We start from the raw sequence: 25,810 nt of genomic DNA, 5'->3' as shown, positions 1-25,810 counted from the left end.
GACTAGCGGGAGCGGGGGATTATAAAACTAAAAAAGCGTATACATAAAAAAACCGCCACTTGGGCGGTTTCTTATTTCCTATTCTTCAGGAACATATTCATACTTCTTGAGTTCTTCTAACTCTTTGGCAACTTTTTCTTGCCATTCCAGTTGCTTTACCCTGTCAGAATAACTTTCATTATCATATTGAAATTGAGCTTCCTCATAATCATTCAAGATTTTTTCATACATCTTTTTATAACAAAGAACATTTTTTTCTTCTATTTTAAATAGACTATCTATTTTCTGTCTTATTTTTCTTGCATATAATTCGGTTATATCAAAATGTAACCTTTCATGAATGAGGTGTTCTTCAGAATCTGTAATTGTCCAGGATTTACTTTTGTCAAAGTAACTTCTGACAATATATTTAGGAATCTCTCCTTCGTAAAAATTACTTTTGATAGAAATTTTAGAAGAAGTAACTGCTTTCATAAATCCTATATCTTCAGGGATATCCCCTTCAAAGTCAGACCAAGTTACTTTTGAATTAGCATCCCATAACTTCAAAGTAGCCGAATCAGTCTGTAGGCATAGACTTGTCAAAATTAAGAACAGTATTTTCAATTTAATTCGATTTAGATTTTATTACCACATTAGTATTAGTTCCTATAATACCTTTCCCTTTTATTAATTGTTGAGGGTTTACTCCTTGACCTTCTAGAATTTTAATGATAGCGTGAGCTCTACCTCCTGTTAACCATTCAGCAGGCCCTACACCACCATTGACTTTTACTCTAGTTTGTAAATTTGGTTTTACTTTAAAATTCTTTGCACCAAGAGTTCCTTCAACTATTACTTTCATTTGTGGATATTCTTTCAAAGTTTTAATTAGATCGCTTAATATTTTAACCGCTCCAGCTTCATCTTTGAGATAAGTAGTACTTGGCTTAAAGGGGATATTAAAATTTATATCTACTATAGGAGGTACAGTACTTCTTTCATTGGCATCATCTACAACTCTATTTCTAGGAGGAGTAGGAACAGACACTTTAGGTATTCTAGGAGGTCTTGGGTTAACAATACCTAATTCTGGTAGTTGTTGAGCTCCCAATACAAGTGGTGATATTTCAATAGAAGTTTTAAGATCTGGAATATTAGGAGAGTTATTAACTACAGAGGTAGTAGATGTAGCTTTTCTTCTATTTCTTCTTCTCCTCTTTTTTCTTTCAGGAAAAATATTATCTGGTCTTCTCCAAGCTTGAGCTAGTGAATCTCCACTACTACTACAGTCACAAGTATTACCACTAAATAATTTCTTAACTCCATTAACAGCATGTCTACCAACTGCTTTTAACCAATTCCATATTCCAAAACCATACAAATCAACGTAACCGACAGGATTGTTGTTAGCCATTACATATGGAGATTGGTTATTAAAAAAATCGGTCATAGGATCCATTACCATAAACCTACCAATAGCAGGGTCATAATGTCTTGCTCCAAGATCAAACGTATTCATATTCAAACTTTGATCAAATTCCTTGCCATTGAAAGAATAGTTGTGAGGCACACCAACAATCGTATTATTGTACCCTTTGTGTTGTAGCCCAAATGGGTAATAGTTATTTTCCTCTAAGATTTCGTGAGCATAATCGTTATCTCCGTCAACGTCTACATCATTTCTAAGAATGTCTACTTTCCCATCTCTGTCGCGGTCTGCGTAGGACAATCGAATATTTCCTAAATGGTCTTTATACTGATAGATATAATGAAACCCTTTGGATACATCATTCTCATCTACTGGTTCTGTAAAACCTTCTGGATGGTTAAAGAATTTTAATCTAAAAACATCCATATTATTTGGCCCAGTAGGTAAACCTTGGCTATAACTACTTTTATAGATATAATTACCTGCATATTGAGTAGTAGTTATACTTGGGTAATCACTTAATTTTTTACTTAATTTCACACCAGTTGCGTCATAGGTATATGTTATTCTACTTCTAAGACCGTTAGCAGATTTCACACTTACCTGTATCGGTAGATTAAGATGGTTATAGCTAATGCCTGTAATGCCTTTATTGTTATCTATTATCATATTACCATTAGCATCATATACATAATCATCATCTGTATTGGTGCCATCTTTAAATCCTTCCTCAACACCACTACTATCTGTAACACTTCTAAGTTGATTACTGCTTGTATTATATGCGTAGCTTAAGTTATCCATTACTCCAAAATCAGAAGAATTTGCTTGCCTCTGTCCTTGTCGTACTAAATTAGTGATATTTCCATTTTTATCATAAGATACTCCTGTAAGATTATAATTACTAGTATTATCAATAGCCATTTTAATACGGTTTAGGGCATCATAGGTGTAGGTATAACTTGTACTTATCGGGTTGTTTGTTTCAGGATCTATGCTATTGCCATTAGCCGTACTCCAGCTGGTTTGACTAATGTTTCCGTTAAACAACTTTTTACTCTGATCAGCAATATCATTGTATCTAATGCTAAAGTTGAATAGATCGTTGTCATTTTTGGAATCATTATTAATATCTTTCAACCATCCTCTTACATTATAGGTGTAATCCACATCTTGTAATCCTCCACCGGTTTCTTTGTTTTCTAATTGTCCTAATTCATCGTAGGTATTGACTACTAAGGTTTCCGGAGACTGGTTATTGATCTTTTGAGTTTGTTTTAGTAATCTACCCATATGATCATAGCTAAAAGCATCAGTGGTTACAATAGGTGCATTACTATCTTTGATATGAGTAGTTTTTGTTTCTTCTACTTTACCTGCAAAATCAAGTTTAGTCTCTACAAGATCAATTGTATTTAGATATTCATTTTGTGTAGCCACATAGATTGGTCTTGCTTTTTTATCATAATAACTTACTGTAGTAATCCAGTATGAGGTATTTAATACTTTTACTTTACTTCCAGTAGCTAAAGATTTGGTTTGACCAGATACTTGTTTGCTATATACAGCTCCGGGATTTGAAAGCTGTGCAATAGGATTAGTCCCTAGAAAATTATAATCATCATAATAATTGATGGTTAGCACTTCTGCATTTTGTACATCTGGATACCCGCCATTATCATAATACATGGTCGTTCCACCAATCATTACAGCCGCTCCTCTTTTTACCCATAAGTCTCCTACAAAGTCATTGACTTCGTCCTGTATTTGAGTTCTTGTTTTATTAGCAATAGTAATCTTACCAGTATATGCTACTCTTCCAAAAGCATCATATTTGGTAAATAGCCAGATACCTTGTGTCTTTAGCAATGGATCCTGAGTTAGAATAGGTTGATCCAACTTGTTGTATACAACGGACTCAAAGGTATCAGTATCTCCTTTACCCGGTATTTTCTTTTCTATCAATCGATTACGCTCATCGTATTTATATTGATAACATAGTTCGTTAAGCTCATTTGTAGATACCCCATCGGTAGCATTTAGGGTTACTTTTGGAGGAATTACATAGGTAAGGTTACCATAATCATCATAGATATAATAGGTGTCATGTGGTACCTGGGGTTCTATAGTTCCATCATTGTTCGTATCAGCATCAGCATAGGTTCTTTTTAAGATAACTCTACCTTGTTTGTCTTTATATTCTCGGGTGGTATGATTATTACCATCCGTGGGTTGCCAGTTTTCATCTTTGGTGATCGTGACATACAATTGATTAGGGTCATAGTATCCCTCTTTACCCAAGGTTGGTGTCTCAGTATTATTAGGATCTGCAAAATTGACTTTAAAATACACTACCTCATTGGTGCCATTGGTACCCCAATCAAACTTAATCGTATGATCGGTATCCGTATCATTTGCTTTCCAATCCTCACCCGGAGCTCCTTGTTCTAATACTCGGTTTAGTGGTGAAGGTTCGAAGATGCTCTGGCTATAGGCATTAACATCTGCCTGCGCCATTCCGTCAAAATCAGTTTGATACTTATCTTGATAATACGCATTGATATCTGTATTGATACTTACGGTAGTATAACTTCCGGTTGGATGATTATTGTCATTCTCTCGCTCAAAAGGCAGGTATTGCTTGTCTTGTCTACCATACTCATCATAAGTGATATGAGTGACAATATCTTTTTTATTGGGAGAAGCTTTGATCCCTATCTGTTGTTTGGGTCTACCCAATCCATCAAAATAGGTGATGCCTTCTATGACTTCATTATTATTTCTGATATCATTAGAGGATTGCATAGCTTTCTGATATGCTCTGGTAAACACATAGTTTTCATTTTGGTTTAATGCTATGGGTAGATATGGATCAGCAGATACCCTAGCATAAAATGTACTCCCTGGTTTGATCCAGCTATTAGGTTTAAGTATGATACTCTGAGTAGCTGTTAATGTCTCCGATCCTGTAACCGTGTAATCACCATCTTTGATAATTGTACTTGGTGTCTGTGCTATGGCTGCAAAACCTACAAAAAGTAATGCAATCGTGATATATTTTTTATACAATTGATTCATGTTTATAATGCTTTTATGTTATCTCGATTTCCTGTAGTTTGGGTATTCTAATTTTGGTTACCCCCACCACCACAGTCGGATTTTGTATTATAGGTTTTAGTGTACGATTTTTTTATTCCCGTTTCGGTATCTGTAGTTTCCAACTCTACTATATCAGTCTTGTTACTGCAATCTAAATAGATGTAAATCTCATTGCTATTAGATTGAGACACCCCATCGACATACCATTTATAAGTGTAATTGCCTGACCCTCCAGAGGATGTCGCTGTTAACCTATACTGTTGATAGTTCTCATTTACATTGTGGTTTGTTTTAGAAAATCGTGATACTAGAGGATTCGCTCCCTCGGTTACTGTTATAACCATAGAAGTTGTTTTTGTTTCACCTGTTTCCGTATCTGTTACTTTACAGGTGACTGTAGTATCTCCTATATAATCGTAATCCATCTTTACCTCAAAGGATTTACTAAAACTAGAAATGGTTCCCCCGGTACCATTAATAGTCCAACTATAAGCATAATGTCCAGATCCTTTTGTGGGGTTTATGTCGAAAGTATTATATGTATTTACTATAATAGAGCTAGCAGAAATGATACTCCCTATAGTTAAAGCATCAGACGTATCTGGGATATCATCCGTATAATTATACTTGTTTTCGGATATCAGATTACCATCTGCATCTTTTACAAATTTTAATCGGTTAAATTCATCATATTCATAATAGGTTGTATACCCTCGCGGATCGGTCATACTAGTGACTCCAATTAATGGATCATAGGTGTAAGTAGAGATCATAGCATCTGGCAAGTTGGTTCTCAACGCATCTAGATCTTTTCGCAACTTTCCTTCATTACCCAAATCCCCATGTGTACGGTCATTGTCTGCATTAGATTTCGTTTTCAAATTTGCTACATAAGAGGCTACCTGATCATAAGTGGCGTTTTCAACTTTGGCAATTGGTAATGTGTTACGATACCCCCAGATATAAAGACTATGGGTTCCGTTTTCTCTAAAAACCTCTTTGATATTACCATTTTGGTAATACGTATAGTTTGTCTGAGTCCCTACCGTATTTTCTTTGAAATCAGATACTTTATTAGGGTAGAAACCATTACCGATGGATATAAAACCTATCTCTTTATGAAGTTTTAATGTGTCATTTTTTAGAGTTTTTATGGTTACTGGCTGAGAAATTTGATTATTCTGTACCATCCCATTAAAAATTGGGGTATTTGTATCAAATGGGTATTCGAATTGCTGTTCTAAAGTATTTCCGTTGCTATCTGTTGTTTTTGTTTTTTCAATCAGTTGGCGATTGTTATATTGATAATCTGTTATTTGATCTAAAGTATTACCATTCTCATAATAAGATATAGTATTCTCCTTGATTTTTTTAAACCAACTATCTAATTCTGCATAGCTAGAAAACAAATATTTTGTTTTCAATTCAGCAATTTCTAAAGGGTTTGTCGGGTTTAAACCATAATCAAATTGTGTAAAATCGAATCGAAGATCTTGACCTCTGGCAACAATAAAGCTAAAAGGATGGTTTTCATTACTATCTAAAGTAGTATTATTAATATACAGGCCTCTGACTTGCTGAAATCCATTAATTGATTTACTATTCTCTATACCATCTTTTGTATATGTTGTTTTGCTTAAAACATTACTCTTTGTTAAATCAATACCTAACGGAACTTTAGGATATTTAAATAAGCTATTTTCTATAGGAAACGAGTAATTTGTTATTACATACCCGTTATCAACACCATTGGCTTCTGTTATGGTTTTGTAATATACAGGAGACCCTGAAAAACTTGATGATTGGTAGTATCGATCAGCAAAGAAATAGTGGTTTTCTAAATACGTCGTAGTTCCGTCTACTAATTTTTTCGTTTTTTTAAAGACGGTGGGGTTTTTTGAAGCGGTAAATAATTTCCCCGTAGAAAACCCATCTTTATCATTGTAATTAAATGTTCTGGTAATACAATTGTTTGGATCATTATCCGGACAATCCTCCATTGAAGAAACTCGAATACCTCCAACATCATTATTTGTATACCCTAGATTATCGGTGTCTTCTTGAAATTGTATCCTAAACTCTGCAGGCCCAGTAAGGTAATTCATGAATTGAGTCGAAATAGTGAATTTATACCTTCCTGGTAAAATGACCATTCTTTTTGCCGATCCTTGTAAATTTTTAATTTGATTATCAAAATCTGCAGGGAAATAATCTATAGCCAATGAAGGGCAAATATACGGAGGGACATTTTTGTCTTCGGCATATTTTTTAACAACATCTTTAAAATAAATACTAAAATCATTTACTTGAGCTCCTAATGCTCTGGGTGGCGGATTAACTTTATGGAGTTCTTTATAATAATCCTTAAGAGGGCATTCATCATCCAAACGCTCGATTTTAAATTGTATATTATCTAGTGTACTTTTACTTGCAAAGTGATAGCCAATATTAATTGCCTGAGGCTTATCTATAGTAATTATCTTATAAGCTTCTCTATATGTAGGCTTACCAAAAGGCCAAGTTTCATCAGGTTTCGGTACTAATTGTATTATACGAACAGCGGATTCCATAGGAACCGTACTATAATCAGTTCTAAATTCTTGTTTTATTTTATTTTGTCCATAATTAATTTCTGTATATCCTCCTGTGGGATATTTGATCTTTTTTAAAGCTCCTAATCTGGTATGCTCAAAACTAATACTCCTATTACTTTCATACCTGCTTGCAGGAACATTGATTAAGTATTCATTAGCTTTTCCGTTAAAATATCCCCATGGGTCTTGACTTAAAGGTTTTTCGTTTTGATTTACAATACGAGAATTAAAAAAGTCTGGCATTGTTATGAATGAACTATTTTGGCCATAATACTCAAACCCATAATAATTTTCAGTATTTTTTGTAATACCAACAAGAAGATTTCTAGAACCAGAATATGAAAGATTATATTCATTAGTATTGGAAAAGTTATCATTAACCTGGAACGAAGTATATAATAAATGGTTATTTATAGTTTCTGTATTAAATGCTATAGAGCCTCCAGGAAATGTTATTGTTTCTAAAATTTGTCGTTCTATGGTACTTTTAGCATTTGTCTCCCAATATGTTCCGTCCAAATATCTCATTCCCTCATCTATCGGGGTTGCTGCATCTGCATAAAGCGCTGCACCGTAGGCATTAAAATCATAATTTACAAAAGTGTTCTCTTTATATAGAAATTCAATTTCTCGATCGTTTATATATTTGATTTTTGTAAGATTCCAACTCATTCGATGATTTATACGAATCTCTTCATCGATTTCAGGAATGGTTTTTTCTATAGCTGTAAATTCATATTCAATACCTTTATCGTCGGTAACGATAAATGCTTTTATTTCATGAGTATCATTTGTAAAATTTGATTCCCATAGAACCTCTACCTTGTGATTATGTTTAGATAAGAATACAGGAGTTCCATCCAACCCTATTTTAAAAGAAAAGTTAAGCCCTCCTACATTAACAGTGTATTTATCAACTTCAGAATCATATTCTTTGTTTCTAAATTTTCTAATATCTTGTATTGTTAGAGCTTCCTTACCTCCGTTTTTATAATTGTATACTTGCTCTCTAACATAGTTGTTTCCATAGTACCCATTTTTGCTTTCATCAGGCAAACCTCTTACTTCTCTGGAAACTATCCCATTGGAAATTAGATTCCAACCTAAACCCATTATAGAAGGTTTGTCCTGAAGTTTAAGCCCTCCATAATTGTATGCTAAGTTAATAGGCCAACTGTTACCTCCTACCTTTATTGTATAAATAGGCACAGTGAAATTCATTTGGCCAGTAGCGTTATTTAAAGGTAAACTCCCATATCTAGTAAAACTAGTAGCCTCTGGAGAGCTAGGTATAGATGGTTCAATAACAATACCATCTGCTTCTTGAGAAAAAGTAGTTATTGTACTTAGTAGCAATAACAGATTTATTATAATTATTAATTTTAATTTCATAATAATTTTTGGTTTTATACTGTTGAAGACAGTAAGACTATCTTAATTCCTAGTTTTTACCCAACAAAGCCTCAATCTTAGCTAATCTAGCTTCCAGGTTTTGGTTGTTGGTTTTTAATTGATTGTTAATGGTTTCTTGCTCCTTCAATTGCTTCTCCTGTGCAATCGTATACAACGTCAGCTCCTCGATTTTTTCCAGGAGTTTCATATTCATAAGACCTAGTTCTACACCATTGGTTTCCATTTCTGTAGCTGATGGAATATTAGGTAAATGACCTTGTGTTGCAATATGCTGTTGTACTTCTTCTATAGTGAGGAGATCGTAGTCCTTGGTAAACACATAATCCGGTGCAGGAACAGATAAGTCTATTTTTACTTCTTCTGCGTGGATGTTTCCTTTTACGGTGAGTTTGGCGTCTGGGGTGGTGGTGCCGATGCCCATATTACCAGAGACTGCTAAATGTGTGTTAACAGGAAGTTGTGTTGACGCTTCATATCCTATACTAACACCTCTATACTGGGATTTGTCACCTACATTTGGTTGTAAATGCAGGGTAGAATAATATTGACCATAATTACTTACGTCAGAGTGTCTTGCAATAATCCATGCTTTACGATCATTAAATCCTGTTGAATTACCAAACTCAATTCCATTATTGGAACCTCTTGATTTCATAAAACTGTTTCCACTACTTGTTGTAGTTGGGTAAGATGCTGTTCCATTAGGAAGGTAAATACTAAGTTTCGTATTGGGACTTGTTGTTCCTATTCCAACATTACCACCATTAAAAAATGAATTTCCATTAGAGTGAATAAGAAATTTATTCTCCACACTATCATTTCGTCCACTTATATATCCATGTCCTTGTCCATTCATTGCAACTCTAGCACTACCACCTTTAGAAACACTTATATATTGTGAAGCATCAATATAATTGGTGGTTTTTAAATCCCCTATAACGTGTAATTTAGCTGTTGGGTTCGTTGTTCCAATTCCTAGATTACCATTCACAACTACTTTTCCTGGGTTTTGTTCACTACCACCAGAGTAGTTTTGGTAAACTTCTAATGCAGCATCTCCATAATGTCCTATATCTGTTCCTAATCTAAAATGATTAGTATTACCATTACTTCCAGCCCACATTTTAAATGGAATACCAACTCCTCCGTCTCCAATAGCAAAATTTCCTTGAACGTGTAATTTTTCTATTGGATCGCTAGTACCAACTCCCATTTTCCCATTAGATGTTAAAGACAAAATATTAATCCAGCTCGTATTATTGTGTCTTCCTTGAAAATTTAGTAATGTTTGTCCACCTGGATCAGAATTTATTATTCTATGTCCAAATCCAGATCCATAATTAGAGGAATTCCAAGTAATGGCTTTGTTTACATAATTATTAGCATTTAGATTGTCAAATGTTGTGGTTTGCGCACTAATAGTTAAGGTTAGCAATCCGGTAATTGCTATGATATAATTTTTCATAATTGATGGATAGGTTTATTTTTTATTAAGTAATGCTTCTAATTTCTCTTCTAATTGATTAATTCTATCGTTTTGTTTTTTTAGCGCTTTAATTTCTTCTTTTTGCCCCTTCAATTGCTTCTCCTGCGCAATGGTATACAAGGTCAATTCTTCAATTTTTTCCAGGAGTTTCATATTCATAAGACCTAGTTCTACACCATTGGTCTCCATTTCTGTAGCGGATGGAATATTAGGCAAGTGGCCTTGTGCTGCAATATGTTCTTGTACTTCTTCTATAGTTAATAGATCATAGTCTTTGGTAAATACATAATCAGGTGCAGGAACTGATAGGTCGATTTTTACTTCTTCTGCGTGGATGTTTCCTTTTACGGTAAGTTTGGCGTCTGGGGACATCGTTCCGATCCCTACTTTACCATCATTTTTTATGACCATTTTATCACTTGCGGGACCATTGTCTTGAACAGATCTGAATTTGACCAAATCACCTGATTTAGAACCTATATACAATGTGCTTAAACCATATATTTCATTAGTGTCCATAATTAATTTGGATCCATCAGTACCTGAGAGTGTGAAATAACTCCCTGCAGGATTCCATTTACTAGCAATTGTTCCTCCTTTTATTATTTCAATTTTACCCAAAGGGAAATACCAATCACCTTTTACAGGAACATCTTCTAATGAATCAATGTTAGAAGATTCAATGGGCAAATCAGGAATGGTTATAATTAGAGGAGCTTCTTTAGTTACCAAAGTAGTAAATGATAAGTGCCCCCATCCTCCATTAGAATATCCCCATACTTCAAAAACATTGGTTGTTATTTTTTTAAAGCTTAAAACAGACTGGTTAATTCCAACTACATTATATTGCCAATCACCAGTAGAGTTTTCTCTTAATCTTAAAATAGCATTAGCATTATACTTTGTCCAAGTATTTACATATTGGAAATCGACTGTAATATTTACTGAATTATGATTTCCATTACCATTAAGGTCAATATTCATTAATTTATACCATTTACCTCCAGAGTGTTGACCAAGAGAATACTTTTTTTCATAATATACTGACTGATTAAATTAGGTTTATATATAGGTAGTGCCATTTATGGCAAAAATGTTACCCTACTTTTTTGAAAAAAAGAAGTTTTCCCCAAAACTTTTTTTAAAACAAGCGGCGAAAATACATGAAAAAAATGACCTGAGTCAATAGCTATAGGGGGTACATTTCCCCTTTGTGTTTAACAAATTGTTAAGAAGTTGGATGTTAACTATCTGCTGCACAGAAGTATATGTGCTGGAATAAAACAATGTTAAAATTTAACATTTTAATTATTGTATGCTTAATTAATATATTTGGTGACCTCAAGTGGATATTTGCCATAATGAAATAGCCATTTGATGAGGTGAATTAAGAATTATGGTAGTATAAGTGTAAATCATGCCTGTCTAAATCATAAATCATGTGTAGTGCAAAGGTGATTTGTTTATCTGAAATGGTAGTTAGGCGGACATATTTACTCTTTTGACAATTGTAACTTGTACTTAGTTAAAACAAAATATTAGTAAGGTCTGTATAATACTCCAGAAGAAGAATCTCGATTAGCTCCGGTAACAGATTGTAGGCAATTTACCTCATTGAGTTCTCTTAATACTCCCATAAACCCAAAAATCAAAGCTTCTTTATAATCGATAATATCTGTCGAAGGAATAATGACATTGGCCTGCCCTTCAAGTTGTTGTTGTAATATTTCAATCAAAAAATCATTCTTGGCACCACCACCGGTGATAAGCAGTGAACTGTTGTTTTTATGGGTGTCAATGATGGTATTAGCTATCTGGGTTGCGATATGATGAACTGAAGTGTGTAGCAAGTTTTCTGGTGTGTCATTAGTGTTTTCTATTATAGGAATTACTTTGTCGACAAACCATTCGTAACCCAATGATTTTGGATAGGGCAGGGAGTAATAAGCTAATGCGTTTAATTGATCTAGTAGTACTCTGTTTAGGATACCGGTTTTGGCAATTGCTCCACCGTGATCGTATGCTTTGTTTATTTTTTTGCAAATGTAATTCAGTAACATATTGGCAGGGGAGATGTCAAAAGCAATTCTTTTTCCTTTTACATCAAAAGAAATATTACTAATACCACCTAGATTAAGACAGAAATCATAATCACCAAATAGTAATTGATCCCCGATAGGTACAAGAGGAGCTCCCTGACCACCAAGTGCCACATCTAGTGTTCTGAAATCACAAATTACCTTGTGACCAGATGCATTGGCCAGATGCTGCCCGGAACCGATTTGGTACGTTAATCCGATTTCGGGTTGATGAAATACAGTATGCCCATGACTGGAAATAAAATCTACCTGGATTTGATGTGTGAAAATGAACTCTTTAGTTTTCTCACCTAACCAAGTTCCAAATTCATTATGAAATGCTAATAGATCGACAGCGTTTAAGTGTACAGTATTTTTTAATTTTTCTTTGAAATGATTATCATAATCAATGCTTTCGGCTTTCTCAATAGAAAACTCCCAGGAATTATTATTCTTTGTAAAATGGCAATATGCAATATCCAATCCGTCTAGTGAAGTCCCGGACATCAAACCAATTACTTTATAGTGATTCTTTTGCATTGTATTTTATAAAAGTTGAACAGGGATTTTTCCGATTGCTTTATGGTTACCTAAAAAATGCTGAGCAGCCGCCCGCTGAAAGCTTTCAAGATCTTGATAACACAGTACAATATTTTTAATATAATCAGTCGATAATACTCTTAATGCATAAGGGTTACCGAATAGGTATAAAGTTACATTCTTTACTTTACTTAGTTGAGCTATGAACTGTTTTGTTTCTTCATTGATCCCAAAGTTATTTAATGGTTTTATGGAGGGAGGGAAGAGTGCTATCAATATATGATCAGTGGTGAGATCTGTTTTTGTATCGGATACCATATTGATAGAAGGTCTTTGTTTCTGTATTTCATTATAGAAATGACAATCATTATTCTTTCCTATACAAATAGCTTCAAATTCTCCTGTGTTATAGTTTTTAAAACTTTCCGGATCACTTTTGTACATAGTTATAGCGGTCTCAGCAATTTTTAGATTCAGAGTAGTGTGATCAATACCTCCATCATTGTTTTCTTTCTTCTGTGAAAAAGCATGTTCTTTTAGCTTCTGTATTCTTAGGATACTTTCTTCAATTTGATGATCAGAAGCATTTTTTTCAATCATATTGATACCTTCTTCTACATGTTCAGCAAAACATAAGATATCATTACCCGCATCAAAGGCTTTCCATTCTAACATCCCTTTTTCATCGTATAATTTAGAAACACTATGCATATTCAAAGCATCTGAAATGACAACTCCTTTAAAACCTAATTCTTTTCTTAATACCTCTTTGATGATGTCTTTGGATAAAGTTGCAGATGTATTCTTATCATTGCTTAACGAAGGAACAGCCAAATGCCCAATCATAATACTATCAACTTCTTGTTCAATAGCTTTTATAAAAGGATATAATTCTTGATTGTAAAGTTCTTCTTTAGTTTTAGAAATTAAAGGAAGTCCTAGGTGAGAATCTATATTAGTATCTCCGTGTCCGGGGAAATGTTTAAAACATCCTAGAGTTCCAGAGGCTTTAAGCCCTTGGTAATATAATAATGCACGTTTTATGACTTGTTCTTTATCTTGTCCAAAAGAACGATACCCAATCACTGGGTTATCGGGATTCATATTAATATCTACTACAGGAGCCAGATTCATATGAATGCCAATACTTTTAAGATCATTCCCAATGGCATTACCAACTTGATGGATAAGTTCATTTTGATCCTCTGGTATTGCACCCAGTGTTAGCGCATACGGATATTGTGGTGTATTTTCTACGCGCATCGCCAGCCCCCATTCTGCATCAATGCTTATGAGTAGTGGAGTAGGAGCAATACTTTGATAATGGTTGATCAATTCCTGAAGCCGTTGATAGCTGTTCTCATTTCGGATTACTTTTCTTTTACCTTCAAAATTACTTGCTGCGCTAATCCTGCTATGAAAAAAAGTAAGTACTCCAATATGGTAATCTTTGATGAGGTTTTCTAACTTTTGTATTTCAGCATCGCTATCATTGATAAATGCTGCAGGACAAAAGAATTGCCCGATTTTTTCGGTTTTGGATAAGTTCTTGAGGTCGATATGCTGATTTGTTTTTTTGATAATTGTGATTTACTTTTTCAAATTAATAAATCTTATACTGGTAGAAAAAGATTTTAAAAGCGCTGCTTTTGAACGCTATTTTTTTTAATAAGAGCATTTAATCTTTTTCTTTCTTTCCGTAATCCGCAGGATATTGAATATACCTGGTAAGGATAATCCCCGGAATCGCTGCTATGGCAACCCAGATGAAAAATCCAGTATAGCCAATGGCTTCCTGGATAATACCGCTTAGCATACCTGGAAGCATCATTCCTAATGCCATAAAGCCAGTAGCAATGGCATAATGTGAGGTTTTGGAAACGCCTTCGGCAACATAAATCAAAAACATTAAATAGGCAGCAAACCCAAATCCGTACCCAAATTGTTCCACAATAACGACCACTGTGGCAAATACTACTGATGTAGGTTGCCAGAACGCTAATAAAGCATATAATAGATTCGGGAGGTTTAATGCCAGAATCATCGGAAGCATCCATTTTTTTAATCCATATCTAGAAATAACTATTCCGCCCAAAATGCCACCAATGGTTAACGCTATAATCCCAAAAGTACCATAAATGGTTCCTACTTCGGTAGTAGAAAAAGCTAGTCCTCCTGCTTCTGTCTTATCTAATAAAAAAGGAGATGCCATTTTTACCAACTGAGATTCGCCTAAACGATAAACTAAAATAAAAGCTAAGGCTATCCAGATTTGTTTCTTCTGAAAGAAGGTAATAAATACATCAAGAAAACGTACTTTATTTTGTTCTTCAGTATTGGTAGCTACTTCTTCCACTTTAGGAGCAGTAAAGAAATTGATGAGTGTTAATACGATCATAATGATTGTAGTAATAATCATGGTATAGGACCAGGCTTTTTGATCATTACCATAATATTCTTCTAAAAAACCGGCAAGTACTACAAGTAATCCTTGCCCTGTAATCATTGCTAATCTGTAGAATGTACTACGTACACCTAAGAAGAAAGATTGTTTTTTTTCTGAAAGGGCAAGCAAATAAAATCCATCTGATGCGATATCATTAGTTGCCGAAGCAAAAGCTGCAATCCAGAAACAGGAAAGACTTAAGATAAAAAAGCTATTGGTGGGTATAGTAATCCCAACACCTAAGAAAGCTATTGCCAGAAGCAATTGCATCCCTAAGAACCATTTACGCTTAGTACTGCTAATATCTACTATGGGACTCCATAAAGGTTTAAGTACCCAAGGTAAGTATAACCAACTGGTATAAATACCAATATCAGCATTGCTTACTCCTAACTTTTTATACATAATTACAGAGAGTGTGATGATAATCACATAAGGTAATCCTTCTGTAAAATATAATGATGGCACCCAAGCCCAGGCATTTTTGTCTTTGTTTGATTCGGTCATGTATGGTTTTTAAGGAAGGGTAAGATACTCACAAATTATTATAATACTTATTTAAATTTTGTCGGTATAATTGAGCTCTAGTTCATCAGGATCTATTTCGGGTAAAGACTTCTTATAATAGAATTCAATGATTTGGTTTTCGAGATATGTTCTAATTTCTTTAACCTTATCTTCTTTGAACATCATATAGGCATTCATAGCTTCTGCTTTTTTGAACTCCTGCACCAGATCATCAGGTTCGTCAATAATGTTAATACTATATTGATCAAACCTTTTCTTCATCCAACGATGACATAACAGTTTAGTTTTACTATCAGAGACATCTTTTTGAAGTCTTCCTATTTTGAAGTCATTATCAGGGTCTTCTTTGGTAATCCGATTGAGTATTAATTTACTCCTGGTATATTCCCTCTCAAATTTAAAATCAAGACGGCGCATATCTGCTTTTAGATCTTTGATTACGGCTATTAATGCATTGTGATATACGATTAGGAATTCTTCATATTCATATAAAGCATCCAGAAATACTATTGCATTTTTTTTATATAATCTCGGAATAGCTTGATGCTTCATTTCTTTGAAAAGCTTTAATAGCTCTTCTTGATATTCTTCAGGAATATTGACGAATAATGAATTGTTTTTTAATGATCTTATTTGGGCAGTTATTTGTAATCGTGTGCCTTTATACACTACAGATTTATATCTAAATCTATATCGATTAGGAGAAAGATCTTCTTCTTGCTGTGCATAACCTTGATGCATAATTATACAGATAATAAGAAATTTCAAGAATTTCATTGAAGAGATTGGTTGCTTAGTATATGATAACGCAATATATTACACGATTGTTATATTACCTAAAATACACTTATAATTCACTTCGATTATGATTATTTTTTGATTAGAGCAACTTCTTCAGTAGTAACCATTTTCTTTTGAGTATTTCCCCAACTATTCATAATGTAGTTCATTACATCAGCTATTTCTTCATCCTCCAGGCCGAGAGAGGTCATAGCACTGTTGTATGGTTTTCCGTTTACCTTTATAGGACCATTTAGACCATATTTAATAGAATGAATACTTTCTTTTCGTTTGTCAACCAGCCAATCTGATCCGGCTAGGGGCGGAAAGACTTTAGGAGTCCCTTTTCCGTCCGGGAGATGACACTGCATACAGAAATCAGTATATATTTCTGAGCCCTTGGCAATGCTCTCGGATAATTTGGCATCCTGAATTTCCATCGACAAATATGTGCTGTCAGAGTTTCCTTGCTGTGCAATAATTGATATAGTAGTTATGAAAACTGCAATTTCTAGTACTATTATTTTTTTTAATCGTATAGCTCTCATTTTGCTTGCGGAATTATCTTTACAATACCTTTATTTTCTATGGCTACGTATATATATCCATCTGGACCTTGACGCACGTTTCTAATACGCCCCATATTATCTAATAGTTTTTTTCTGCCAACTACTTGATAACCGTCTAACTCTACGAGTTCTAGGTATTGAAATTTTAGAGAGCCTACAAGTAGATTGTTTTTCCAATTGGGATATTTATCACTGGTAATAAAATCCATTCCACTTGGAGCGATAGAAGGAACCCAATAATATAGAGGCTGTTCCATTCCTTCTTTTTTAGTGATATCTGTAATTGATGTACCGCTATAATTGATGCCATAAGTAATTATGGGCCATCCATAGTTTACACCTTTTTTTATAGGATTAATCTCATCACCACCTCTAGGCCCATGTTCGTGTACCCAAATTGTTCCGTCTGGATGTATTGCCATACCTTGCGGGTTACGATGTCCATAAGAATAAATTGCTTTCTTTGCATTCGCTTTATCTAGAAAAGGATTGTCTTTAGGGATACTGCCATCATCGTTTAATCGATATATTTTTCCACCATCTTTGGTAATATCCTGTGGATTTACATCACGGTTACCACGATCTCCGATACAGAAATATAAATACCCTTCATTGTCAAATTCTATACGAGAACCGAAATGATGTCCACGAGTAGTATTTGGTGTTCCTTTATAAAGCGTTTTTATATTAGAAAGCTGATTATTTTTGAGTTTGGCTCTAATCAAAGCTGTATTGCCACCTTTTGCAGAACCATCTTTAGATGAATACGTAATGTATATCCAACCATTTTCTTTATACTTAGGATGTAGCTCTATATCTAATAACCCTCCCTGATTACGATTATAAACTTCGGGAACATTACCTACTGAGGTTTTGTTGCCATTTTTAAAATGAATTAGCTCTCCACTTTTTTCAGTAATTAACATGCTTCCATCAGGTAACCAGACCATTCCCCAGGGGATTTGTAAATCAGGAACCACTACTTCTGTAGTATAGTTTTTTGGATCTTCTTGTATTGGAATGTCATTTTTCTTTTCCTGCGCACAGGAAAGTAAGGCGAAAAACGAAAAAATAATCACAGATATAAAATTCTTCATGAATAGAGGATTTACTCTGGAAAAATACAAAGAAAATTAAACTATAATCTATAATTTATGTTAATGCCACCATACATGTTAAAAGGTAATCCAGGATAAAAATACCTCGGGGCATTACCTCCAAAACCTCTGGCATTAATCTGTAATTGCGAAGCATATTTGGTGTCCAAAACATTATTAGCTCCAATAGATAGGTCGTAAAAAAGGTGGTTTCCTATGCTATTTTTATAACCAATTTTACCATGTAATAATTTATAGCTTTCGCTAAAAGAAGTATTGGTATCATTAGCAGGTATTTTACCTACCGATTGAAAATTGAGATTACCATAAAACCCTTTTTCCGCAATAAGGTCGATTCCAATATTGATTACTTCTGAAGGAACACCTGTAAGATCATTACCAGAGAAATTATTATCAAGATCTACAAAATCTTTGAATTTGTAATCATATATAGAAGCATTGGTAAAGAAGTTTAATTGTGATTTACTAAAAATTAATAGGTTGTAGTTTACTTCGGCTTCAATACCATTATGAATCGTTCTACCTGCATTAATCGCAAAGAAATTATCTTCAACAGTTCTTCTGGAAACCAATAGATCTTTTACTCTCATTGTATATAGCGATATAACACCATGTAGTCTGTTTAATAGTTTATATCTGGTACCAATTTCATAATTCCAACCAACTTCCGGTTTAATATCAGGATTAAAAATCCCATCTGGGAGTAGAGTTTCTGAAGTTGTAGGAGTAGAGAAACCATGAGCGATACTCCCGAAAAAGGTAAAATGTGAATTCAAAACATAATTGATACCAAGTTTAGGAGAAAGAATAGGGTTGAAATCAAATTCTCCTGAACTATCCTCAGCATCTGATAGAAACTGATCATCAATATCAAAAAATGTTTGGTTGAGGTGTATTCCTATATTAAATCTTAGTTTTTCGTTGATTTTATAATTTGCTTCTGCAAAAAGATTATAATAATATCGCTTTTCATCCAAATCCGAAAGTAGATCTCCTCGCACACTACCAGTACCGGTAGGGAAATTCTCATATAAATTTTCGAACGTTCTACCATTATAATTGTCATAGAATAGTTCTCCTCCCAGATTCCAATCCAATTCATTGTTTGTGATTTTGTGATTACCTAAAACTCTACTTCGGATACCAAAACTATTGGATTCTTCTTCGAGGATATTAAAAGGTCTAGGCTCGTAGTTTTTTTTTAAAGATCCAAATATACTTGTGCTTTGTGATAGGCTCTCTGTATACTTGTGTTTCCAGGTTAAACCAAGTAAACCATAATCCACATCTTCAAAAGCTTGTGACCGCCCCCAGGTAAAAGCTGCATGCCTGGGATTCGTATCAAAATCTTCCTGATCTAAGGAACTCGGGATACCAGCTTTCAGATTAATGTAACTCCCTAGGATGGAGAAATTGTCCTTTTCTCCGGCTTCGATAGCTGAGGTTATCGTTATTGTTTGTCTATTATACTCATTGTTATCACGATATCCATCACTATGATTATTACTGTACAAAATATTTAGATTAGATTTTTCTAATCCGACTCCGACTTTGGCTATGATTCTTTGCAGTCCATAGCTGCCAAAAGTTGATGATATTTCACCTTCAGTAACTCCTGAGCTAGTATATTCTGGTTGTAGTAATATAGTTCCACCTAGTCCTACACCATAAGTACTAGATGAAGGTCCTTTATGAATTTCAATATGTGATAATGCTGCTAATTCCAAATCTTCGATGGCAGATTCTCCATTACCATCAGTAAGAGGAATATCTCCAAAATAGGCTCTGATATTAGCGGTACCAAATAAATTCCTTGCTCCAATACCTCTAATCGTGATTCTGTTAGTATTTAGCGTTCCGCTTTGCATAAAAACACCAGGAACTCGATTAAGGATTGGTGATAACTCTAATGTGTTACTTCTATTAATGGCTTCGTGAGTGACTATAGAAACAGACTCTGTAGCATGTTTTTGTTGTTGAGGAATCGAAAAATCATTAATAATGACTTCTTCTAAAGGAATACTATCAGATTGCGGGTAACAATAACAGCTGAAAAGGAATAAAAGAGAAAGGATATTTTTCAAACTACGATTTTTTATCAAATATCGGAAACTAACTTATAAAGTGTAAAATAATCACGATTGTGTTAATGATTATTACTATACATTATATAATTGTATGTTGAAGAGTTTCTTAAAAAATGAGTTATTATTGCATCATTAATCAAAAAACAAAAATCAAAAATGAACAAAAGAATTCTTTTTCTTACGCTATTCTTAATGACAACATTAGCTTCTGCTCAGCGAATAAAAATGGATAAAAAAAAGCTACAGTTTTTGAAGGGTGAAACTAAAATAGGAGTGGAGTTAACTTTTCCGGGCGACTTTAAAATACAGGGTTTCAGTCTTTTTCTTCCAGAACCGGGATTTGAAATAAGAGGAGGAAAAACTTCGGAGAAAGTGTTTATAGAAAAGATGAGAAAAAAATGGGGGAAGAATGATGCTGCTCTTGGAGAGAGATGGGTGCAACATTATAAAGAAGCTAAACAAAAACAATGGCAGGAGCTTTTTTTAAAGACAGTTAATGAGGGATTGCAAGAATATACTGATCTTAGATTTACTTCTTCTGATGAAGATGCTAATTACAAACTTATTGTTGAAGCAGATTGGATGTATTTTGGTTATGGTAAAGTTCAGGTGGCTAGAAATGGAGCTAAATTAATTACTACTTTAAAATTTGTTAAAGTTTCCGATCCAGAAACAGTGATATATGAAACCACTACACCGAATATTTTAGGCAGCTATATTAAAGGTGAATTTGGTGATATTGTTAGAATGGGTAATTGTTATGATAAGTTAGGGCATTTATTAGAAATACAATTAAAACGAATTTTAAAATAAAACCTGATAATGATTAAAAAGATAACTTTTTTGACTCTTTTATTTATCAGTTCGATTTCTTTTGCACAAAGAATAAAAATTGATAAGAAACAATTAGCGTTCCTAAAAGAAGAAACCAAAATAGGGGTCCTGCTGACTTTTCCTGAAGATTTTGTAATGGACGGAAGTCGAATACGGGAAACAGATTTTTTATTCATAAAAGAAGAGACCTGGAATGAAAGAATACCACCAGATGGAGGAAGAAAATGGCTGGAAGCCTATGAGACTTCGAAAAAAGAGGACTGGGTAAATGCATTTGTTACTGCTTTTAATGAAACCATAGCTAAGCATAGTAATCTGAGATTTACTCCAAACACTGTTAATACTAATTACACCATTATAGTAGAAGCAGATTGGATCTATATGGGATATAATGGAGGGATTATAGCTCAGCGAGCAAAGCTAGTTACTACATTGAGATTTGTAAAATCTCAAAATATAGAGGATGAGCTATATTCCACAACAACTCCGGTGATTAGAGGAGGTATAGGAGAAGGTGTTTTTAATGATTTATGCAGGGTTAAAGAGTCTTATGATATGACGGGGTATATATTAGCACTACAATTAAAAAAAGTTTTAAAATAGTTTTTGAAATTTTATAGGTTTTAATAAAAGACTTTACTTATATTTGCACCCGCAAAAAGGATAACCATTTCGGGGTGTAGCGTAGCCCGGTTATCGCGCCGCGTTTGGGACGCGGAGGTCGTCACGCTTGAGGCGTGACCACCCAAACATTTAAAATATGTTCGTTTATATATTATATAGCGATAAAAGTTCAAGATATTATGTAGGTCAGACTGCTAATATCGATAAAAGATTGAAAAGACACAATTCAGGGATTGTTCCATCTACAAAAGGTGGTGCTCCTTGGAGATTAGTTTTGCAACTCAAAACATCTTCAAGATCAGAAGCAATGATTTTGGAGAAAAAAGTTAAAAAAAGAGGAGCAAAACGTTTTATAGATAATCATTTCGGGGTGTAGCGTAGCCCGGTTATCGCGCCGCGTTTGGGACGCGGAGGTCGCAGGTTCGAATCCTGCCACCCCGACTAAGAAATCCAATCACAATAGTGGTTGGATTTTTTATTTCTTATAAATCTTAAGCATGCCTTAGATTGTATTGAGTAATAGCTACACTTTCTATGTTTTTTTCAGATCAGAATTGTTAATCCTTAAACTGATATTTATTTTATTTAAAAAAACGGTGCAAAATTTTATGAAATCGATAGTTTTAATAACCCTGTTTTTAAAACTTGATTTTTTGAAAAGAAATGCGGAATATTCTTCAAAAATGAGCTAAAATTCTGATGGTTCTTTATCTTTTTAACGTTGAAAAAGATAAAATATCAACACTCAAACGTTTGCGCAAAAAAATGATATTCATTTAATTATTTTTTAAGTTTTTTTTTACAAATATTTATTCAATCGTTTGAGAAAAGTGATGAAAAAATACACTCTCTCATTCGTAGAAATATTTTAACACAAGTAATAACACACAAAAAAACTTAATTATGAGGAAATTACTCTTTTTCGGCCTTTTATTGGCTTTATTTTTTCCAAAAGTCAGTTGGGCTCAATCTGGTAGAGATCTACCGTTTTCGTGGGACAATGTCACGGTTTATTTTTTAATTACGGATCGTTTTAATAATGGAGATCCTACCAATGATACCAGTTTTGATCGTCAAAAAAATAGTACAGCTAATGAACTTGATTTTCAAGGAGGAGACATACCTGGGGTTACACAAAAAATCCGAGAAGGATATTTTGATAAGTTAGGAGTGAGTGCTATCTGGGTAACTCCAGTAGTAGAGAATAGACATGGATATATTGGCACACAATATAATGATTATCCTTATCATGGGTATCATACTAATGATTGGACTGCTTTTGACCCAAACTTTACTTCTGCAGAGCAGTTTGAAGAATTTATCGATGAAGCACATAACCATGGTATTAGAGTATTGGTAGATATAGTAATGAACCATACAGGTTATGTTACATATAAGGATGTAAATGGTCAGAGAATACCTGTTGATCAGGATTATCCTCTAGACTGGATAAGATTACAATGTCAGAAGGATGGAGAACCTAATAATGGAGAGTTACCTTGTGATGATTATTCAACACCTCTTTATGGATTACCAGATATTAGAACAGAATCTTTTAACGAAGTAGCACTTCCACAATGGTTATTGGATAAATGGGAAGTAGAAGGTAGAAGACAGCAGGAACTTGATGAGTTGAATGCATATTTTGCAAGAACCGGAAAACCAAGAACTCCGAGATACTATTTGATTAAATGGTTGACAGACTGGGTTAGAGAATATGGTATCGATGGTTTCCGTGTAGATACAGAACGTCATGTGAGAGCGGATGTTTGGAAAGAGCTAAAAGAAGAAGCTGTTCTGGCACTAAGAGAGTGGAAACAAAACAATCCAACCAAAAAGCCAGATGATCTTGATTTTTATATGACTGGGGAAGATTCTTCTCTGAATATTAAAGGAAATGCAAATGATCCGTTACCGGAAGATTTTACAGTTAGTAAATTTAACAGTATGATTAACTTCGAATCTCCTAAGGATGCTTATACCAATATGGGGCAGGAAGAGATTTTCAGTTCTTTTGCTGATAAGCTTAACCGTGATGGAGGATTCAATACTCAGGGAGAGTATAATATGATTAGTTACCTAAGATCCCACGATTATAACCAGTACTATACTGGTAATATGTATTATGGTGGAACTACATTATTATTATCACCAGGTGGGGTGCAAATCTACTATGGAGATGAGTCTGGAAGACAGTTTTTTGCTCCTCAAACATATCCTGATGCAGGGTATCGTGGTTTTATGAACTGGGATTCATTAGATGAAGGAATGTTGTTCCATTGGAGAAAATTAGGAACATTTAGAAGAGAGCATACTTCTGTAGGAGCTGGATCACATCAAAAACTAAGTGATTCACCTTATATATTTAAAAGAGAATATAATCGCAATAATGAAAGCGATAAGGTTTTGGTTTTTCAGGGACAAGATGGAGACTTCACTGGACCACAAAGTGTATACGGAATGTGGGCAGATGGAACAGAGCTTAAAGATTACTTCTCAGGTGAAACAGCTATTGTTTCAGGTGGAACAGTTGATTTTGGAACTGCATTTGGTTTAATGTTAGTAGGAGAGCCATTAGAGCTTACAAGTTCTGTGAGTTTATCTGTTAGTCCGGCATCAGGATTATATAATAGTCCAATTACAGTTGAAATGGTTGCATCTTCTACAGCATCTGGGGCAACGACAAGTATTTTTTATACAACTGATAATACAGACCCATCATCTGCGAGTACGCCATACAATGGCTCATTCATAATTGATGAAACTACCACAGTAAAAGCAATAGCTATTGACTCTGAAGGAAATGAATCTCCTATTGTTACCAGAGATTATGTTATAGGCGATGGCGGCCCATTTGATGTACATTTCAAAAAGCCTTCGGATTGGTCTTCTGCATATATATATATATTTAATCAAAACACTGGAGAAGCATTACCAGGATTCCCTGCATGGCCTGGAGTAGAAATGTCTACTGTAAGCAATACACCTTGGTTTAAATATACTATTGATCAAAATGTACAAGTAGGTATTGTATTCAATGATAATGGTGGAGCACAGAGTGATGATTTAACAAGAATTAAAGAAGGATGGTATGATAATACTTGGTCTGATACTTGTCCAAGTGATTGTCCGGGAATAGTTATTGATGATCCTTATGACATATATTATAAGAAACCAAGTGGATGGAATAGCGTTTTTGTATATTTATATGATAAAAATTCTAATACAGCCATTCCTGGATTCCCTGCCTGGCCTGGAGTTCAAATATCAGCTGTAGGTAATTCTCCTTGGTATAAATACACCGTTAATCAATCCGTAGAAGTAGGAATTGTATTTAATGATAATGGCGGTGCTCAAACTGATGATTTGTTTAGAACTACTGAAGGATGGTATGATAATAGTTGGTTTGATGCTTGTCCTAATGAATGCCCAGGTATTACAACAGGATTTGATGTGTATTTCAAAAAACCAAGTTCCTGGAGCAATGCATTTATCTACGTATACGATAAAAATGCAAATGCTGCTATCCCTGGAGCACCAGCTTGGCCGGGAGTAGCTATGAATGCGATAACAGGTTCGCCTTGGTACTCATACAATATTGATCAAGATGTAGAGGTAGGAATAGTATTTAATAGTGGTGATGGTTCACAAACGGATGATTTATTCAGAACTACTGAAGGATGGTATGATAACGTATGGTCTGATACTTGTCCAAGTGAATGCCCAAGTAACGGAGCATTAAGATCTTCTGCATCGGTTAAAACATCTATAAGCGAAAATCTTAGTTTAGTAAAAGCATGGCCAAATCCTTTTACTAATTCTCTGACATTATCTTTTACTGGAAATATGGTTGATAATGATGTAAGCGTTTCTATTTATGATATATCAGGTAAGAAAACTAACGTAAGCTTAACAAAAGATGCTAAGCTTAATGTGGTAACTATTAACACATCTAGTTTGGCTGAAGGAATGTATTTAATGAAAGTTAGTTCTAATAAGAACACTGAAGTAATTAAAATAATGAAGTAATCATTCTTTTTTATGATCTAAAACCTGCTAAATTCGTTTAGCAGGTTTTTTTTGTTAATAGTGCTAAGTCTTTTAAGAAAAATGTAAGGAAAATAAACATTGCTTTAGTTCTTTAAGTTAGGGGTAGGTTGTATCTTTATACGAGTTAATTGGAAACCTATTTCTTCTCTAAAT

The 25,810-nt window shown here is 34.2% G+C and carries 16 protein-coding genes and 1 tRNA gene; 5 read left to right on the top strand and 12 right to left on the bottom strand.

The features are described 5' to 3' along the window. Positions 1 to 78 precede the first annotated feature (78 nt). From J8M14_RS20610 to J8M14_RS20555, 12 genes are all read right to left on the bottom strand, one after another. A complete protein-coding gene (locus J8M14_RS20610; RefSeq protein WP_211076718.1) occupies positions 79 to 606 on the bottom strand; it encodes a hypothetical protein in 528 nt (175 codons plus the stop codon). A gap of 1 nt (position 607) precedes the next feature. Beyond that, positions 608 to 4,489: a DUF6443 domain-containing protein gene (locus tag J8M14_RS20605; protein ID WP_211076717.1), complete on the bottom strand. Its 3,882-nt coding sequence runs from the start codon at positions 4,487 to 4,489 to the stop codon at positions 608 to 610. A gap of 47 nt (positions 4,490 to 4,536) precedes the next feature. Next, entirely contained in the window at positions 4,537 to 8,496 is a 3,960-nt protein-coding gene (locus J8M14_RS20600) for an RHS repeat domain-containing protein (RefSeq protein WP_211076716.1), read from the bottom strand. A 49-nt stretch (positions 8,497 to 8,545) separates the two neighbouring features. Next, complete coding sequence (locus J8M14_RS20595) at positions 8,546 to 9,982, bottom strand: tail fiber protein (protein ID WP_211076715.1); 1,437 nt, start codon at positions 9,980 to 9,982, stop codon at positions 8,546 to 8,548. A gap of 15 nt (positions 9,983 to 9,997) precedes the next feature. Then, positions 9,998 to 10,987 (bottom strand): tail fiber protein, encoded by a 990-nt coding sequence (locus J8M14_RS20590; protein WP_211076714.1) that lies wholly within the window; start codon positions 10,985 to 10,987, stop codon positions 9,998 to 10,000. Between the two features lie 554 nt (positions 10,988 to 11,541). Beyond that, on the bottom strand, positions 11,542 to 12,621 hold the full coding sequence (locus J8M14_RS20585) for an anhydro-N-acetylmuramic acid kinase (RefSeq protein WP_211076713.1): 1,080 nt from the start codon (positions 12,619 to 12,621) through the stop codon (positions 11,542 to 11,544). A 6-nt stretch (positions 12,622 to 12,627) separates the two neighbouring features. Next, positions 12,628 to 14,148 carry a glycoside hydrolase family 3 N-terminal domain-containing protein gene (locus J8M14_RS20580; RefSeq protein ID WP_348772862.1) on the bottom strand — a complete coding sequence of 507 codons (1,521 nt, stop codon included), beginning with the start codon at positions 14,146 to 14,148 and terminating at the stop codon, positions 12,628 to 12,630. Between the two features lie 151 nt (positions 14,149 to 14,299). After that, entirely contained in the window at positions 14,300 to 15,574 is a 1,275-nt protein-coding gene (locus tag J8M14_RS20575) for an MFS transporter (protein ID WP_211076712.1), read from the bottom strand. Between the two features lie 51 nt (positions 15,575 to 15,625). Next, on the bottom strand, positions 15,626 to 16,372 hold the full coding sequence (locus tag J8M14_RS20570; protein ID WP_211076711.1) for a hypothetical protein: 747 nt from the start codon (positions 16,370 to 16,372) through the stop codon (positions 15,626 to 15,628). A gap of 92 nt (positions 16,373 to 16,464) precedes the next feature. Then, on the bottom strand, positions 16,465 to 16,923 hold the full coding sequence (locus J8M14_RS20565; RefSeq protein ID WP_247672721.1) for a cytochrome c: 459 nt from the start codon (positions 16,921 to 16,923) through the stop codon (positions 16,465 to 16,467). Next, positions 16,920 to 18,041, bottom strand: coding sequence for a PQQ-dependent sugar dehydrogenase (locus J8M14_RS20560; protein WP_211076710.1), 1,122 nt, complete (start codon positions 18,039 to 18,041; stop codon positions 16,920 to 16,922). Before J8M14_RS20560 ends, J8M14_RS20565 begins: the two co-directional genes overlap by 4 nt. Before the next feature lie 41 nt (positions 18,042 to 18,082). Beyond that, complete coding sequence (locus tag J8M14_RS20555; RefSeq protein WP_211076709.1) at positions 18,083 to 20,146, bottom strand: TonB-dependent receptor; 2,064 nt, start codon at positions 20,144 to 20,146, stop codon at positions 18,083 to 18,085. Positions 20,147 to 20,305: 159 nt separating this feature from the next. Between J8M14_RS20555 and J8M14_RS20550 the strand changes: the two genes are divergently transcribed. The 5 genes from J8M14_RS20550 to J8M14_RS20530 all read left to right on the top strand — a co-directional run bounded on the left by J8M14_RS20550 (position 20,306) and on the right by J8M14_RS20530 (position 25,636). Continuing rightward, complete coding sequence (locus tag J8M14_RS20550) at positions 20,306 to 20,962, top strand: hypothetical protein (protein WP_211076708.1); 657 nt, start codon at positions 20,306 to 20,308, stop codon at positions 20,960 to 20,962. A 30-nt stretch (positions 20,963 to 20,992) separates the two neighbouring features. Continuing rightward, positions 20,993 to 21,586, top strand: coding sequence for a hypothetical protein (locus tag J8M14_RS20545; RefSeq protein WP_211076707.1), 594 nt, complete (start codon positions 20,993 to 20,995; stop codon positions 21,584 to 21,586). 157 nt (positions 21,587 to 21,743) lie between these two features. After that, positions 21,744 to 21,983: a GIY-YIG nuclease family protein gene (locus J8M14_RS20540; RefSeq protein WP_211076706.1), complete on the top strand. Its 240-nt coding sequence runs from the start codon at positions 21,744 to 21,746 to the stop codon at positions 21,981 to 21,983. After that, positions 21,974 to 22,048, top strand: a tRNA-Pro gene (locus J8M14_RS20535). The genes J8M14_RS20540 and J8M14_RS20535 overlap by 10 nt, the downstream gene beginning before the upstream one ends. 462 nt (positions 22,049 to 22,510) lie before the next feature. Beyond that, entirely contained in the window at positions 22,511 to 25,636 is a 3,126-nt protein-coding gene (locus J8M14_RS20530) for a starch-binding protein (protein ID WP_211076705.1), read from the top strand. The last annotated feature ends 174 nt before the right edge of the window (positions 25,637 to 25,810 follow it).

The sequence above is a fragment of the Aquimarina sp. MMG016 genome (assembly GCF_018100805.1).
Lineage (GTDB): Bacteria > Bacteroidota > Bacteroidia > Flavobacteriales > Flavobacteriaceae > Aquimarina.
Note: the sequence above shows the minus strand (reverse complement) of the source record. Positions and strands in the feature narration are given on the sequence as shown.